Source organism: Streptomyces spororaveus, from assembly GCF_016755875.1.
Lineage (GTDB): Bacteria > Actinomycetota > Actinomycetes > Streptomycetales > Streptomycetaceae > Streptomyces > Streptomyces spororaveus.
The window spans coordinates 5,614,652-5,629,720 of the sequence record NZ_BNED01000005.1 but is presented as its reverse complement, the minus strand read 5'-3'; the positions used below and the strand labels follow the sequence as shown (position 1 = coordinate 5,629,720).

13 protein-coding genes are annotated in these 15,069 nt (G+C 71.1%); 7 read left to right on the top strand and 6 right to left on the bottom strand.

The genetic code is table 11. The features are described 5' to 3' along the window. Positions 1–19: 19 nt before the first annotated feature. Together Sspor_RS27800 and Sspor_RS27795 are read right to left on the bottom strand one after the other, a co-directional pair. Positions 20–829: an Fpg/Nei family DNA glycosylase gene (locus tag Sspor_RS27800; RefSeq protein WP_202201561.1), complete on the bottom strand. Its 810-nt coding sequence runs from the start codon at positions 827–829 to the stop codon at positions 20–22. 76 nt (positions 830–905) lie between these two features. Continuing rightward, positions 906–1,391, bottom strand: coding sequence for a ribose-5-phosphate isomerase (locus tag Sspor_RS27795; protein ID WP_202201560.1), 486 nt, complete (start codon positions 1,389–1,391; stop codon positions 906–908). Between the two features lie 218 nt (positions 1,392–1,609). On the opposite strand from Sspor_RS27795, the gene Sspor_RS27790 reads away from it, so the two are divergent. Then, entirely contained in the window at positions 1,610–3,043 is a 1,434-nt protein-coding gene (locus tag Sspor_RS27790) for an amino acid permease (protein WP_202201559.1), read from the top strand. A 75-nt stretch (positions 3,044–3,118) separates the two neighbouring features. Here the strand turns inward: Sspor_RS27790 and Sspor_RS27785 are convergent, their stop codons facing one another. Beyond that, positions 3,119–3,703 carry a biotin transporter BioY gene (locus Sspor_RS27785; protein WP_202201558.1) on the bottom strand — a complete coding sequence of 195 codons (585 nt, stop codon included), beginning with the start codon at positions 3,701–3,703 and terminating at the stop codon, positions 3,119–3,121. 286 nt (positions 3,704–3,989) lie between these two features. Here Sspor_RS27785 and Sspor_RS27780 point away from each other — a divergent pair, with 286 nt between their 5' ends. Further along, positions 3,990–5,387 (top strand): amino acid permease, encoded by a 1,398-nt coding sequence (locus tag Sspor_RS27780; protein ID WP_202201557.1) that lies wholly within the window; start codon positions 3,990–3,992, stop codon positions 5,385–5,387. 65 nt (positions 5,388–5,452) lie between these two features. On the opposite strand, the gene Sspor_RS27775 is transcribed toward Sspor_RS27780, so the two are convergent. Then, entirely contained in the window at positions 5,453–6,247 is a 795-nt protein-coding gene (locus Sspor_RS27775) for an SDR family NAD(P)-dependent oxidoreductase (protein ID WP_237404053.1), read from the bottom strand. A 169-nt stretch (positions 6,248–6,416) separates the two neighbouring features. Here Sspor_RS27775 and Sspor_RS27770 point away from each other — a divergent pair, with 169 nt between their 5' ends. Next, the gene (locus tag Sspor_RS27770) at positions 6,417–7,817 is read left to right on the top strand and encodes an amino acid permease (RefSeq protein WP_202201556.1); all 1,401 of its coding nucleotides are present in this window, start codon (positions 6,417–6,419) and stop codon (positions 7,815–7,817) included. 163 nt (positions 7,818–7,980) lie between these two features. Next, entirely contained in the window at positions 7,981–8,637 is a 657-nt protein-coding gene (locus tag Sspor_RS27765) for a superoxide dismutase (RefSeq protein WP_202201555.1), read from the top strand. A 138-nt stretch (positions 8,638–8,775) separates the two neighbouring features. Here Sspor_RS27765 and Sspor_RS27760 read toward each other — a convergent pair whose 3' ends face one another. After that, positions 8,776–9,420: a mycothiol-dependent nitroreductase Rv2466c family protein gene (locus Sspor_RS27760; protein ID WP_202201554.1), complete on the bottom strand. Its 645-nt coding sequence runs from the start codon at positions 9,418–9,420 to the stop codon at positions 8,776–8,778. Positions 9,421–9,559: 139 nt separating this feature from the next. Here Sspor_RS27760 and pepN point away from each other — a divergent pair, with 139 nt between their 5' ends. Continuing rightward, positions 9,560–12,118 (top strand): aminopeptidase N, encoded by a 2,559-nt coding sequence (gene pepN, locus Sspor_RS27755; RefSeq protein ID WP_202201553.1) that lies wholly within the window; start codon positions 9,560–9,562, stop codon positions 12,116–12,118. A gap of 176 nt (positions 12,119–12,294) precedes the next feature. After that, positions 12,295–13,257, top strand: a complete 963-nt coding sequence (locus tag Sspor_RS27750; protein ID WP_202201552.1) for a hypothetical protein — start codon at positions 12,295–12,297, stop codon at positions 13,255–13,257. Here Sspor_RS27750 and Sspor_RS27745 read toward each other — a convergent pair. Continuing rightward, positions 13,233–14,120, bottom strand: a complete 888-nt coding sequence (locus Sspor_RS27745) for a pyridoxamine 5'-phosphate oxidase family protein (RefSeq protein WP_202201551.1) — start codon at positions 14,118–14,120, stop codon at positions 13,233–13,235. The two genes, Sspor_RS27750 and Sspor_RS27745, sit on opposite strands and share 25 nt — an antisense overlap. Positions 14,121–14,243: 123 nt before the next feature. On the opposite strand from Sspor_RS27745, the gene Sspor_RS27740 reads away from it, so the two are divergent. After that, positions 14,244–14,804: a CGNR zinc finger domain-containing protein gene (locus tag Sspor_RS27740; RefSeq protein ID WP_202201550.1), complete on the top strand. Its 561-nt coding sequence runs from the start codon at positions 14,244–14,246 to the stop codon at positions 14,802–14,804. The last annotated feature ends 265 nt before the right edge of the window (positions 14,805–15,069 follow it).

Below are 15,069 nucleotides of genomic sequence, written 5' to 3'. Positions count from 1 at the left end.
GGCTTCCGGCCGACCCGCGTCAGCGGGACTGGCAGCCGGGGCACCAGAAGAGGTTGCGCGCGGCGAGGTCGGCGGTGCGGATCTCGCCGCCGCAGATGTGGCAGGGCATGTTCGCCCGCCGGTAGACGTAGACCTCGCCGCCGTGGTCGTCGACGCGCGGCGGCCGGCCCATGGCCTCGGGCAGGTGCTCGTCGCGGACGGTGTCGATGCGGTTGTTGCGCACGCCCTCCCGCATCAGGGCGGCGAGGTCGGCCCACATGGCGTCCCATTCGGAACGGGTGAGGTCCTTGCCGGCCCGGTACGGGTCGATGCCGTGGCGGAAGAGGACCTCGGCGCGGTAGACGTTGCCGACGCCCGAGACGATCTTCTGGTCCATCAGCAGGGCGGCGACGGTGGTGCGGGACCGGGAGATCCGGGCCCAGGCGCGGTCGGGGTCGTCGCCGTCGCGCAAGGGGTCCGGGCCGAGCCGGTCGCTTATCGCCCGCTTCTCCTCGTCGGTGATCCACGCGCAGGTGGTGGGGCCGCGCAGGTCGGAGAAGTGGTCGTCGTTGGCCAGCCGCAGCCGGACCGTGTCCGTGGCGGGCGGGGCCGGCGCCGGGCCGATCGCGTACTTGCCGAAGAGTCCGAGGTGGATGTGGATCCACCCGTTCTCCTTGAAGCCGAGGAAGAGGTGCTTGCCGTGGGCGTCGACGCCGTCCAGGATCCGGCCGTCGAGCAGGGCCGCGCTCTCGGCGAACCGCCCCTGGGGGCTGCTGACGGCGACCTCCCACCCGGCGAACCGCTGCAGGTGGTCCTGGGCCAGGCGGTGGATCGTATGCCCCTCGGGCACGGCGGCGCTCCTCGCATGCTCGGGTAAAGAAAACGGCCGTGCCGCCCGTGTCACGGGCGGCACGGCCGGACGCGGTTCAGCCCTGCGGGTGGTGGGCCGGGATCGGGGGGAGCTCGCCGGTGGTCTCGTAGGCGGAGAGCATCTCGATGCGGCGGGTGTGGCGCTCCTCGTCGGAGTACGGGGTCGCCAGGAAGGCCTCGATGAAGCTGACGGCCTCGTCCTGCGTGTGCATGCGGCCGCCGACGGAGATGACGTTGGCGTTGTTGTGCTCACGGCCGAGCTGGGCGGTCTGGACGCTCCAGGCCAGGATGGCGCGGACGCCCTTGACCTTGTTCGCGGCGATCTGCTCGCCGTTGCCGGAGCCGCCGATGACGATGCCGAGGCTGTCGGCGTCGGCGGCGGTCTTCTCCGCGGCGCGGAGGCAGAACGGCGGGTAGTCGTCCACCGCGTCGTAGATGTGGGGCCCACAGTCGACGGGCTCGTGGCCGTTGTTCTTGAGCCAGTCCACCAGGTGGTTCTTGAGCTCAAAGCCGGCATGGTCGGATCCGAGGTACACGCGCATGGGACGAGTGTGGCACGAGGAGGCCCGACAGCCCGCAGCGGGTGTCGCGTAAGTCACTTCTAAAGCTCAAGTAAACCCAAAGAACGCAGATGGGACAGGGCGGGACGGCGTCCTGGACGTTCACACCAAGGCAACGATCCGGATTGAGGTCTTCCGTCCTGCGTTCATCTCAGGTTTGAATGCCGGGGCTCGCAACCCGAGAACCTAAGGATCCGTCCATGAGCTCCACGACGACCCTTCAGAAGGAAGGCGGCCCCACCGGGAACCCCGGTGACGGCCAGCCCTCCGACGGTCTGAAGGCCGGTCTCAAGAACCGCCACCTGTCCATGATCGCCATTGGCGGCGTCATCGGCGCCGGCCTCTTCGTCGGTTCCGGTGGCGGCATCGCCAAGGCCGGCCCCGCCATCCTGATCTCCTACGCGCTCGTCGGCGCCATGGTCGTCTTCGTGATGCGCATGCTCGGCGAGATGGCCGCCGCCAGCCCGAACTCGGGCTCCTTCTCGGCCTACGCCGACCGCGCGCTCGGCCGCTGGGCGGGCTTCTCCATCGGCTGGCTCTACTGGTTCTTCTGGGTCGTCGTGCTCGCGGTGGAGGCCACCGCCGGTGCCGCCATCCTGGAAAGCTGGATCCCGGCCGTCCCGCAGTGGGCCTGGGCGCTGATCGTGATGGCGGTGCTGACCGCCACCAACCTCGGCTCGGTCGCCTCCTACGGTGAGTTCGAGTTCTGGTTCGCGGGCATCAAGGTCGTCGCCATCGGCGCGTTCGTGATCGTCGGCATGCTGGCCGTCTTCGGCGTGCTGCCGGGCTCGGACAACCCGGGCGCGGGCTTCGCGCACCTCACCGACGCCGGCGGGTTCTTCCCCAACGGCTACGGCGCGGTCCTCACCGGCGTCCTGATGGTCGTCTTCTCCTTCATGGGCAGCGAGATCGTCACCCTGGCGGCCGGCGAGTCGGAGAACCCCCGCAAGGCGGTCACCCAGGCCACGAACTCCGTCATCTGGCGGATCGGCGTCTTCTACCTCGGCTCGATCTTCATCGTGCTGACCCTGCTCCCGTGGAACGACAAGTCGATCACCGAGAAGGGCTCGTACGTCGCCGCCCTGGACTCGATCGGCATCGCGCACGCCGGCACGATCATGGAGGTCATCGTCCTGACCGCCGTGCTGTCCTGCCTGAACTCGGGCCTCTACACCGCCTCGCGCATGGCCTTCTCGCTCGGTGAGCGCGGTGACGCCCCCAAGGCGTTCGCCAAGGTCAACTCCCGCGGTGTGCCGGTGGTCGCGATCCTGGGCTCCACGGTCTTCGGCTTCGTCGCCGTCTACTTCAACTACGCGTTCAAGGACACGGTCTTCAACTTCCTCCTGAACTCCTCGGGTGCCATCGCGCTCTTCGTCTGGCTGGTGATCTGCTTCACCCAGCTGAAGATGCGCGGGATCCTGGTCCGCGAGGCCCCGGAGAAGCTGACCGTGAAGATGTGGCTGTTCCCGTGGCTGACCTGGGCCACCGCCGCCCTGATCATGTTCGTGATCGGCTACATGTTCGTGGACGACGCCAACCGCGAGGTCGTCACCCTGTCCACCCTGGTCGCCGGCGTCGTCGTGCTCGTCGGCGTGGTGCTGGACCTCCGCCGCAAGAAGGCCCTGCAGGGCTGATCGCACGTGCACGTACACCGGAGCCCGGCCCGCCTCCATGAGGCGGGCCGGGCTCCGGTGCGTATCGGGGGTGGCTCAGCCGCGGCGGCCGGCCAGCTTCCAGGCGGCCGGCAGGGCGCCCATGGCCAGCGCGGCCTTGAGGGCGTCGCCGATCAGGAACGGGACCATGCCCTTCGCGAGGGCGACGCCCAGGGACATGCCGGTGGCGGCCATCAGGTACGGCACGCCCACCGCGTAGATCACGGCCGAGCCCAGCACCATCAGACCGGCCGTGCGCAGCACGGAGCGGTCGCCGCCCCGGCGCGCGAGGGCGCCCACGACGGTGGCGGCGAGCAGCATGCCGAGCACGTAGCCGAAGGAGGCGCCGCCCGCTCCGGAGGTCCCGCCCGCGAACCACGGCACGCCGGCCATGCCGACGAGGGCGTAGAGCGCCAGCGACAGGAAGCCGCGGCGGGCACCGAAGGCGGTGCCGACGAGCAGCGCGGCGAAGGTCTGACCGGTGACGGGGACCGGGGAGCCGGGGACGGGAACCGCGACCTGGGCGGCCAGCCCGGTGAGCGCGGCGCCGCCGACGACGAGCGCGATGTCGCGGACGCGGCTCGCGGGCAGCAGATCGGCGAGGACGGCGCCGGGACGCAGGGAGACGGAGGCAGTGCTCATCAGGGGGCTCCACGGGATGGGGGTGGCGGGACGATCACCGACGCTAGTGCGCGGTCCGCCGCCGCCCCACCGCCGCCCGAGACAAAGCCCCACTCCCCGCTTTGGTGGGGATTTCACAAACCGTGCACCCCACACCCGAGTCGGCGTGATCCTCGTCACGAGGAAGATCAGACAGCACGTCCTTTTTGCACGGACGACCGCCGCTCAGTGAGACTGTAGGATCCCGCCAATCCTGACGCGGGGCTCCCACCGCCACTGGGCCCGAACGAGAGTACGAGCACCCTTCATGCGTGAGCGCCTGGAAGAAGCACCTCCCACCGGGGGCGATCTGCCCGCGGAACCCCTCAGCCACAGCCTCAAGCAGCGCCACCTGACCATGCTGGGCCTCGGCGGCGTCATCGGCGCCGGGCTCTTCGTCGGCTCCGGCGCCGGCATCGGCATCGCCGGTCCCGCGATCATCTGCTCCTATCTGCTCGCGGGCGTCCTCGCCATGCTGGTGATGCGGGCGCTGGGCGAGATGTCGGCCGCGATGCCCGCCTCGGGCTCGTTCTCCGTCTACGCGGAGCGGGCGCTCGGGCGCTGGGCCGGCTTCTCGGCGGGCTGGCTGTACTGGTTCCTGCTGGTCGTGGTGCTGGCCGTGGAGGCCACCGGTGCGGCGAAGATCGCGAACGGCTGGGTGCCCTCGGTCGACCAGTGGGTCTGGGTGCTGCTCTTCATGGTGGTCTTCACCGTGAGCAACCTGACCGCTGTGAAGAACTTCGGTGAGTTCGAGTTCTGGTTCGCCGCGCTCAAGGTCGGCGCGATCGTGCTCTTCCTGATCCTCGGCACCCTCGCGGTCTTCGGCCTGCTCCCGGACACGGAGCCGGTCGGCATGGCCAACCTCACCGGCCAAGGGGGCTTCTTCCCCGAGGGCTTCGGCGGCGTGGTCGCGGGCATGCTCGCCGTCATCTTCGCCTTCGGCGGCCTGGAGGTCGTCACCATCGCCGCCGCCGAGTCGGACGATCCGGCCCGGTCGGTGTCCCGGGCGGTGCGCAGCGCGGTGTGGCGCATCCTCTTCTTCTACGTCGGCTCGATGGTGGTCATCGTGACCCTGCTGCCGTGGAACTCGCTGAAGCCGGGCGAGAGCCCGTACGTGGCCGTGCTCGACTCGATCGGCATCCCGGCGGCCGGCCAGATCATGAACATCGTGGTGTTCGTGGCGCTGCTGTCGGCGCTCAACGCGAACCTGTACGGGTCCTCGCGCATGGTGTTCTCGCTGGCCGAGCGCCGGGAGGCGCCCCAGGCGCTGCTGAAGGTCTCGGGCGGCGGGGTGCCGCGCCGCGCGGTGTTCGCGTCGGTGGCCTTCGGTTTCGTGTCGGTGGTGCTCAACCTGCTGTGGCCGGACACGATCTTCCTCTACATGCTCAACGCGGTCGGCGCGGTGCTGCTGTTCGTGTGGGCGCTGATCGCCGTGTCGCAGCTGAAGCTGCGCCGCCGGATCGAGCGGGACATGCCCGAGCGGCTGACCCTGCCGATGTGGCTGTTCCCGTACGCGACCTGGGCGGCGCTGATCGGGATGGCCGCGGTGCTGGTCCTGATGCTGTTCGACGATGCGGCGCGGCCCCAGCTGCTGTGGTCCACGGGCGCGGCGGCGCTGGTCCTCGTGGTGGCCTTCGTACGGGAGCGGCGCACCCCGAAGTCCTGACCGGCCGGCTCTCCACGACCCCGGCGAAGGCCCCCCGCACACCCGGCGCGGGGGGCCTTCGCGCGTCAGGTGCGCAGGTACGAGGCTCCGTTGACGTCGAGCACGGTGCCCGAGCTCCAGCGCGCGGCGGGCGAGGCCAGGTGCAGCACGGCGGCGGCGATCTCCTGCGGGGTGCCCACCCGGCCGAAGGGGCTCTGCGCCCGGATCCGCTCGCCCTCCTCCCCTTCGAGCCGCCCGGCGACCCGCTCGGTGGCCACGAAGCCGGGCGCCACGGAGGCCACGGCGATGCCGTGCGGGGCCAGGGAGACGGCGAGGGACTGGCCGAGTGCGTGCAGGGCCGCCTTGGTGGCGCCGTAGGCGGGGTGGTCGGGCTCGCCGCGGAACGCTCCGCGCGAGCCGATGTTGACGACACGGCCCTCCCGCCGGCCGGCGATCATGTGGCGGGCGACGCAGTGGGTGAGGTTGGCCGGGGCGAAGAGATTCACGGCGGCCGTCTGCCGCCAGGCCTCCTGCCAGTCGGCGTACGAGGTCGTGGGCAGGGGGTGCGCGACCATCACGGCGGCGTTGTTCACGAGGACGTCGACGCCGCCGAGCGCCTCCTCGGCCCCGGCCGCGAGGGCTTCGACGCGGGCCGGGTCGGCGAGGTCGCCGCTGACGAGGACGTGGCCCTCGCCCGGCAGGTCCGCGAGGGTGCGCTCGGCGTCCTCATGCCGCGAGGTGCAGTGCACCGCCACCCGGTCGCCCCGCTCGGCGAAGGCCGTGGCGATGGCCCGCCCGATGCCCCGCGAGGCCCCGGTGACGAGCACCCCCCGGCCCGTGGCGGCCAGTTCCCGTATGCCGTGGTCCGTTCCTTCGTCCACCGGTCCCCCTGTCGTCGCCTCGTGCGCGTCCTGCCTGCAGCGTACGGGGATGATCACGGCCGGTCATCCGGCCGTCCGCATATCGGACGTCGAGCATCCGAAGATCGGACAGAGGTGAGACTGGGGCACCTCATCACGTCCACCCGCACAACCGGACAGGCACACCCCAATGAGTCAGAGCACCCTGACACCTCCCGAAGCACCGCAGACCGGCGGCGGATCCCCGCTCGGCAACGGACTCAAGCAGCGCCACCTCTCGATGATCGCCCTCGGCGGTGTCATCGGCGCCGGACTCTTCGTCGGCTCCGGCGCGGGCATCGCGGCCGCGGGCCCCTCGATCGTGCTCGCGTACGCCGCGTCCGGGCTGCTCGTGATGTTCGTGATGCGGATGCTCGGCGAGATGTCCGCCGCCAACCCCGCCTCCGGCTCCTTCTCCGTGCACGCGGAACGGGCGATCGGCCCCTGGGCCGGATTCACCGCCGGCTGGATGTTCTGGACCCTGCTCTGCGTGGGCGTGGCCATCGAGGGCATCGGCGCGGCGCACATCATGACCGGCTGGTTCCCGGGCACCCCCTCCTGGATGTGGGTGCTGGTCTTCATGGCGCTGTTCTGCGGCTCCAACCTCGCCGCCGTCTCGAACTTCGGCGAGTTCGAGTTCTGGTTCGCCGCCCTCAAGATCGGCGCGATCGCGCTCTTCCTGGGCCTGGGCGTGCTGGCCGTGCTCGGCCTGCTGCCCGGCACCGGCTCCCCCGGCACCGCCAACCTGCTGCCCGACGGCGGCTTCCTCCCCCAGGGTGTGGACGGCCTGCTCGTCGGACTGCTGGCCTCCGTCGTCGCGTACGGCGGACTGGAGACGGTGACCATCGCCGCGGCCGAGTCCGAGAATCCGGTCGAGGGCGTGGCCAGGGCCGTGCGGACCACCATGTGGCGGATCGCGATCGTCTACATGGGCTCGATGCTGGTCATCGTCACCCTCCTGCCGTGGAACGACCCGGCCGTCACGGCCGACGGCCCGTACGCCGCCACCCTGGACCGCCTGGGCATCCCGGCGGCCGGCGAGATCATGAACGTGGTCATCCTGATCGCCCTGATGTCCGCGATGAACGCCAACATCTACGGCTCCTCGCGCATGGCCTACTCCCTCGTCTCCCGCGGCCAGGGTCCGCGGGCGCTGGGCAAGGTCAGCGGCCGGGTGCCGCGCCGGGCGGTCCTCGCCTCCTGCGGGTTCGGCTTCGTCACCGTGCTGCTGTCCTACTGGTACCCGGACACCCTGTTCGCCTGGCTGCTGAACATGGTGGGCGGGGTCATCCTGGTCGTCTGGGGCTTCATCGCCGTCTCGCAGTTCGTGCTGCGCCGCCGGCTGGAGCGCGAGGCCCCCGGGAAGCTGGTCGTGAAGATGTGGGGCTTCCCCTATCTGACCTGGGTGGCGCTGGCCGGGGTGGCGGGGGTTCTGGTGCTGATGGCCCTGGGCGAGGACACGCGCGTCCAGGTGATCTTCACCGGCGGGCTGACCGTCGCCCTCGCGGCGACCGGTTACGCGATGCAGCGCCGGGCGGCCGCCCGGGCCTGACGGCTCATCGGAAGACGAAGGCGGGCCCCGTGCGAAGGCACGGGGCCCGCCTTCGCCGTTCGGAGGCAACCCTTACGTGTGGCCTGGAATAGATACTGCTAGCGTGCAGTTGCGCATTGATTGCAATAAGCAGTTGGCACGCTGAGGGGACCGGATAACACGCATGGCCATCTACACGCTTCCTGAGCTTCCGTACGACTACGCGGCACTGGAGCCGGTGATCAACCCGCAGATCATCGAGCTGCACCACGACAAGCACCACGCGGCCTACGTCACGGGCGCCAACAACACGCTGGAGCAGCTGGCGGAGGCGCGCGACAAGGAGAACTGGGGCGCCCTCAACGGCCTGGAGAAGAACCTCGCGTTCCACCTCTCCGGCCACATCCTCCACAGCATCTACTGGCACAACATGGCCAGCCCGAAGACCGGCGAGGGCGGCGGCGAGCCCACCGCGGCCGACGGCCTGGGCGACCTGGCCGACGCGATCACCGAGTCCTTCGGCTCCTTCGCGAAGTTCAAGAAGCAGCTCACCTTCGCCTCCTCCGCCACCCAGGGCTCCGGCTGGGGTGTGCTCGCGTACGAGCCCGTCAGCGGCCGTCTGATCGTCGAGCAGGTCTACGACCACCAGGGCAACGTGGGCGTGGCCAGCACCCCGGTCCTGGTCTTCGACGCCTGGGAGCACGCCTTCTACCTTCAGTACAAGAACCAGAAGGTGGACTTCATCGAGGCCATGTGGAACGTCGTCAACTGGCAGGACGTGGCCAGGCGCTACGCCGACGCCAAGGCGAACACCCCGCTGCTGATCCCCGCCAAGGGCTGATCGCACCGCCACAAGCCCGTCCGCCTCGTGATCGTCTTCTCAACCTTCACCGGCGGGCGTGTCGAACGGAAGACCCCCGTGAGGACGTGACTCACGGGGGTCTTCTGTGTGGTGCGCCGGCCGGGCCGGCGGGTCCGCCTACTCGAAGGACGGACCCTTGGTACGGGTGCGCTTGATCTCGTAGAAGCCCGGGGTCGAGGCGACGAGCAGGGTGCCGTCCCAGAGCCGGGCGGCCGCGTCGCCGCGCGGGGTCGGGGTGACGACCGGACCGAAGAAGGCCACGTCGCCGTCGGAGCCCGGAACGGAGATCACCGGGGTGCCGACCTCCTGGCCCACCCGGTCTATGCCGTCGTTGTGCGAGGCCCGCAGCACCTCGTCGTACTCGTCCGAGTCGGCGTACGCGAGCAGCTCGGCCGGCAGGCCGACCTCGGCCAGCGCCTCGGCGATCACCTCGCGGGTCGGGCCCTTCTCGTCGTTGTGGATGCGGGTGCCGAGCGCGGTGTAGAGCTTGCCGGTGACTTCCTCACCGTGCTTCTGCTGGGCGGCTATCACCACGCGCACCGGGGCCCAGCCCTTGGGGCCGAGCAGCTCGCGGTAGACCTCGGGCAGCTCGTCGAGCTTGTTCTCGTTGAGCACCGCGAGGCTCATCACGTGCCAGCGGACCTCGACGTCGCGGACCTTCTCGACCTCGACCATCCAGCGGGACGTCATCCAGGCCCAAGGGCAGAGCGGGTCGAACCAGAAGTCGACCGGGGTCTTCTCGCGCACCTGGGTGTCGGTCATGTCTCTCCTCAGTCTCGGCATGGGTCGCAAAAGGGCGGTACCGGGCTCACGTTCCCCGACTCCAACCAGGACCGGGTGACGCGCATTCCCTCGTGCGAGGATTCGACACAAGAACGCGATCACGCACGAAGGAGTGCACGTGCCCGGTGAGAATCTGTCCCGCGACGAGGCCCGTGAGCGGGCCGAGCTGCTGTCCGTCGACGCGTACGAGGTGGTCCTCGACATCCGGTCCGCAGTGGACGAGGCCGAACCGGCCGAGGGCCCGCGGACCTTCCGCTCGGTCACGACGGTCCGCTTCCGGGCGGCGGGCGCCGGCACCTCCACCTTCGCGGACCTGATCGCGCCCTCGGTGAACGCCGTGACCCTGAACGGGCGCGCGCTGGACGTGGCCGCCGTCTTCGACGGCGCCCGGATCGCCCTCGACGGCCTGGCCGCCGAGAACGTCCTCGTGGTCGACGCGAACTGCGCGTACAGCCGGACGGGCGAGGGCCTGCACCGCTTCGTCGACCCGGAGGACGGCGAGGTCTACCTCTACACCCAGTACGAGCCGGCCGACGCGCGGCGGGTGTACGCGAACTTCGAGCAGCCCGACCTGAAGGCCCCGTACCGCTTCGAGGTGACGGCGCCCGAGGGCTGGCGGGTGTGGAGCAACGGCGCGGAGGAGTCCCGTGAGGCGGGCGTCTGGCGGTTCGCGGAGACCGCGCCGATCTCCACGTACATCACGTGCGTGGTCGCGGGCCCCTACCACTACGTGACGGACTCCTACACGCGCGGGGACCTGACCATCCCGCTGGGCGCGATGTGCCGCAAGGGGCTGGCGAAGCACTTCGACGCGGACGACGTCTTCCTCGTCACCAAGCAGGGCTTCGACCTCTTCCACGAGATCTTCGACTACCCCTACCCCTTCGGGAAGTACGACCAGGCCTTCGTGCCGGAGTACAACCTGGGTGCGATGGAGAACCCGGGGCTGGTGACCTTCCGGGAGGAGTACATCTTCCGCGGCAAGGTCACGCAGGCCTCGTACGAGGCGCGCGCGAACGTCATCCTGCACGAGATGGCGCACATGTGGTTCGGCGACCTGGTCACCATGAAGTGGTGGGACGACCTGTGGTTGAAGGAGTCCTTCGCCGACTTCATGGGCTCCTTCGGGCTGGTCGAGGCCACCCGCTTCGACCAGGCGTGGATCACCTTCGCCAACCGCCGCAAGTCGTGGGCCTACCGCGCCGACCAGCTCCCGTCCACCCACCCGATCACGGCCGACATCCGTGACCTGGAGGACGCCAAGCTGAACTTCGACGGCATCACCTACGCCAAGGGCGCCTCGGTGCTCAAGCAGCTGGTCGCCTACGTGGGCCGGGAGGCCTTCCTGGAGGGCGCCCGGCGCTACTTCAAGGCCAACGCCTACGGGAACACGACGCTCGACGACCTGCTGTCGGTGCTCGCGGAGGTCTCCGGTCGGGACATGGCCCAGTGGTCGCGGGCCTGGCTGCAGACCGCCGGGGTGAACGCGCTGACCCCCGTGATCACCTACGACGCGGGCGGCCGCGTGACGGAACTGGCCGTCGTGCAGGAGGGTGACGAGCTGCGCCCGCACCGGGTCGCGGTGGGCCTGTACCGGCTGGAGTCCGACGGAACCCTGGTCCGCTACGCGCGGGCCGACGCGGACGTGTCGGGCGCGCGGACGGTCGTCACGGAGCTCGCCGGCACCGAGCGGCCCGACCTGGTCCTGGTGAACGACGAGGACCTCACCTACTGCAAGATCCGCTTCGACGAGGGATCGCTGGAGACCCTGCGGGCGCACCTCGGGGACCTGACGGACCCGCTCGCGCGGGCCCTGAGCTGGTCGGCGCTGTGGAACCTGACGCGCGACGGCCTGATGCCGGCGCGCGACTTCGTCTCACTGGTCCTCGCGCACGCGGGCCGGGAGAGCGACGTCGGCGTCCTGCAGATGCTGCACACGCAGGCCCTGGCCTCGGTCACCCACTACGCGGCGCCCGCCTGGCGCGAGCAGGGCGGCCGGGAGCTGGCGGCGGGCGCGTTGCACGAGCTGCGGGTCGCGGAGCCGGGGTCGGAGCACCAGCTGACGTGGGCCCGCTTCTTCGCGGCGAGCGCGGCGAGCGAGGGCGACTTCCAGCTGCTGCTGGGGCTGCTGGAGGGCTCCGCGCGGATCGACGGGCTGGAGGTGGACCAGGAGCTGCGCTGGGACTTCCTGCTGCCGCTGGCCGCGCACGGGGCGGTGGACGAGGCCGTGCTCGCCGCCGAACTGGCGCGCGACGACACGGCCTCGGGCAAGCGGCACCAGGTGCGGTGCCTGGCGGCGCGGCCCTCGCAGGCGGTGAAGGACCAGGCGTGGGCGGCGGTGGTGGAGTCGGACGCGCTGTCCAACGCGCTGGCGGAGGCGACGATCGCGGGCATGCAGCAGTCCTCGCAGCGGGGCCTGCTGGCGGGCTACGCGGGGCGCTACTTCGAGGTGATCGAGCGGGTGTGGGCGGACCGGTCGATCCAGATCGCGATGGACGTGGTGAGGGGCCTGTACCCGTCGCTGCAGAGTGACTCGGTCACGCTGGAGGCCACCGACGCGTGGCTGTCGGCCCACCCTTCGGCTCCGCCGGCCCTGCGCCGCCTGGTACTGGAGTCCCGGGACGACCTGGCCCGGGCCCTTGCCGCGCAGCGGTGCGACGCGACGGCCGGCAACTAGCCCGCGGCGCCGTTTCCCGGGGCTCCGCCCCGGGAAACGGTGCCGGGCCGGGTACCCCACACGGGCGCACCCCATCGGCAGTCGAACGCCCGTACTTTAGCCCCAGCTTGTCCGGATTTGTCGACGAGCGTGTAACAGGGGTTAGCGAGGCCATGGCCTGAGGGAATCACCGCGTCATGAACCACAACGCACCCCTCCCCCTCGCGCACCTCACCGGCAGCCGCCCCCGCGTGCTGACCCTCGCCCAGCTGCGCGAGCACGGCGTCACCGCCTCCGACGCGGCCGGGCGGCCCTGGCAGCAGATCCTGCCCGGGGTGTTCCTGCTCCACCCCGGCCCCGCGACCAGCGAGGAGCGGCTGCACGCGGCGCTGCTGTACGCGGGGCGGCGCGGCGGCGGCGAGGCCATGATCACCGGGCTGGCGGCGCTCGCCCTGTACCGGTTCAGCTCCGCGCCCCCGCTGCTCGCCCTCTCGCACATCGACGTCCTGGTCCCCGGCACCCGGCGGCTGCGTTCCACCGGGGACGTGCGGATCGTGCGGACGCACACCCCGCCGCGGTCCCAGGAGGTGACCGGACTGCCGGTGGCGCCCGTCGCGCGGGCCGTCGCCGACGCCGTCACCCAGCTCTCCGACGCGGGCACCGTACGCCGCCTGCTGAGCGAGGCCGTCCGCAGCGGGCACTGCGAACCGGCCGCCGTCGTGCGGGAGCTGACGGTGGCCCGGCTGCTGAACCGGCCGCACGTCGTCGACGCGGTCGAGTCGCTGCTCGCGGAGGGGCGGGCCATCGCCGAGGACCGGCTGTACCACGTCGTACGCGGCTACGAGCTGCCCGACCCGGTCTGGAACGTGGACCTGCGGCTGCCCGGCGGCCCCCACCTCGGCGGGGTCGACGCGTACTGGCCCGAGCACGCCGTCGCCGTGGAGATCGACACCCGCGCCCCGCGCCAGGGCGAGAACGAGCAGTGGTCCGAGTCCGTGCGCAAGCGCGAGACGCTGGAGCGGCTCGGGGTGACGGTCATCCACATCACCCCGCGCAAGCTCCGCGACTGGCCCGAGCAGCAGGCCGCGGTCATCCGGACCGCCCTGACCGCCTCCGACGACCGGGAGCCCGCCGCCTACCTGGTGGTCCTGCCCAGGTGAGGCGAGTACTCCGGGGTGCTCCAGAGCAGCCGCCCCGGGTGCACGCTCTCCACCACCGACTCCACCCGGAAGCGGGTGCGGCGGCTCCCGCCGGCCCCGAACTCCGTCCGGGCCCGGCCGCTGAGCTGAAGGACCGCCCCGCTCTCCCAGTCCGGGAAGAGCAGCCCGGCCCGCGGATCGGCGGTCAGGTTCCCCAGCGTCAGGAACATGGCGTTGCCCGCGTAGTCCGGCCAGGCCAGCTCGACCGGCGAGAGCACCTCCACGAAGCCCGGCAGCCCGCCCCGGTGGCTGGCGTCGGCCCCGTCCGCCTCCGCCGTGGTGGCGACGAAGAAGGTGTCGGCGTCGCGTACGGCCCGCTGCTGGGCGCCGGTCAGCGCCCTGCCGCGCCGCACGACGCCCTGCCCCTGCCGGGCGAGCTCCAGCGGCTGTCGCCTCTGCAGGTACTTCGGGCAGTTGGCGAAGACCTGTTCGGCCTCGACGGCGAAGCCCGCCCGGGTCACCTCGACGGTTCCGTTCAGCCGCATCCGGCGCCGGGTGCGCGGGTCGAGCGCGATGGCCCCGACCCTGGTCCCGGCCGTGGCCAGGGCCTCGGCGAGCGGGTCGCCCGCCGGTGGACCGCCGGCGACCGCGATCCGGTCCGGCCCGGTGGCCCGTACGAAACCGGGCGGGGCGGTGAGCAGGGAGGCCCACATCCGCCCCGCACCGTCGGCGGCGCCGACGACCAGGTGCGGCTGGAGCCCGAGGAAGGCCGCGGCCGCATCGCCGAGCCCCGTACCGATCGAGCGCCCGACATGCTCGGCGGCCTCCCGTACACCGACCCGCTCCTGCACGGCCAGCACTCCCCGGTGGTACGCCCCGGACATCGGAGAACCCTTCCCACGATCCAATCTAACCTTTCACCTCCAGGTTAAAGGTTAGGCACTGCTGCGTCAACCGCTCACGTACCCTTGAGGGGTTAGCCATCCGGCGAGAGGGGCGAGAAGGACATGACGGCGGCGGACCCACGACCCCTGACCGGGGAGCCGGTCGCCCTCGACCTGCTCAACACGCGCTGGGTCGTCAACGGCGAACCGCTGGACCTCTTCGCCGGCGCCGCCGGGCTCACCCGGGTGGAGGGGCTCGCGGTCTGGCTGGAGAGCACCGGCCTGGCCGGCCGCTTCCGCGCCGACGCGGCCACCCTCGTCCACCTGCTGACCGCCCGCGAGGCCCTGGCCCGCGCCGTCGCGGACCCGGCCGACGAGAGCGCCCGCACCCTGGTCGACGCCGTGCTGGAGTACGGCCGCATCCGCGCCACCCTGACCGCCGAAGGCCCGGGCGAGCGCGCCGAATTCGCCGATCCGGCCTGGGGGCCGGCCTGGACGGCGGCGCGCGACTACCTCGACCTGCTGAGCGCCGCGCCCGACCGGATCCGCACCTGCGCGTCCGAGACCTGCGTCCTGCGCTTCTTCGACGTCTCGCGCAACGGCACGCGGCGCTGGTGCTCGATGGCCGCCTGCGGAAACCGGGCGAAAGCCTCGCGCCACTACGCGCGCACGCGCGAGCGCTGAGCACTCGAAATCTGTCACACCCGCACCGGGGCGGCCCTGCGTCCCGGTGCTGACTCAGGGCCGCCAAGTCGACAAATAGACCCCTCAGCCCCTGCGGTTCGCACCACTGTGCCCCGGTAAGGCCCCGCTGGCGTATTCCTCGCGCTGGCGAGAGTCCGCCATGACAGGTCTCGGTCAATGACAACTCTCCCCAAAGAGCTGTCGCTTAGGCCAAGCTGACCGGTCATCCGGCACCGAAATCCGGACCGTATCTTTCACTTACCAG

What these genes read in the sequence shown, in the direction of transcription:
- Sspor_RS27790 (WP_202201559.1), top strand. Translation starts at nt 1,610, where the DNA reads ATGAGCTCCACGACGACCCTTCAGAAGGAAGGCGGCCCCACCGGGAAC.
- Sspor_RS27740 (WP_202201550.1), top strand. Translation starts at nt 14,244, where the DNA reads ATGACGGCGGCGGACCCACGACCCCTGACCGGGGAGCCGGTCGCCCTC.
- Sspor_RS27760 (WP_202201554.1), bottom strand. Translation starts at nt 9,420, where the DNA reads ATGACCGACACCCAGGTGCGCGAGAAGACCCCGGTCGACTTCTGGTTC.
- Sspor_RS27750 (WP_202201552.1), top strand. Translation starts at nt 12,295, where the DNA reads ATGAACCACAACGCACCCCTCCCCCTCGCGCACCTCACCGGCAGCCGC.
- Sspor_RS27770 (WP_202201556.1), top strand. Translation starts at nt 6,417, where the DNA reads ATGAGTCAGAGCACCCTGACACCTCCCGAAGCACCGCAGACCGGCGGC.
- Sspor_RS27745 (WP_202201551.1), bottom strand. Translation starts at nt 14,120, where the DNA reads ATGTCCGGGGCGTACCACCGGGGAGTGCTGGCCGTGCAGGAGCGGGTC.
- Sspor_RS27765 (WP_202201555.1), top strand. Translation starts at nt 7,981, where the DNA reads ATGGCCATCTACACGCTTCCTGAGCTTCCGTACGACTACGCGGCACTG.
- Sspor_RS27795 (WP_202201560.1), bottom strand. Translation starts at nt 1,391, where the DNA reads ATGCGCGTGTACCTCGGATCCGACCATGCCGGCTTTGAGCTCAAGAAC.
- Sspor_RS27780 (WP_202201557.1), top strand. Translation starts at nt 3,990, where the DNA reads ATGCGTGAGCGCCTGGAAGAAGCACCTCCCACCGGGGGCGATCTGCCC.
- Sspor_RS27785 (WP_202201558.1), bottom strand. Translation starts at nt 3,703, where the DNA reads ATGAGCACTGCCTCCGTCTCCCTGCGTCCCGGCGCCGTCCTCGCCGAT.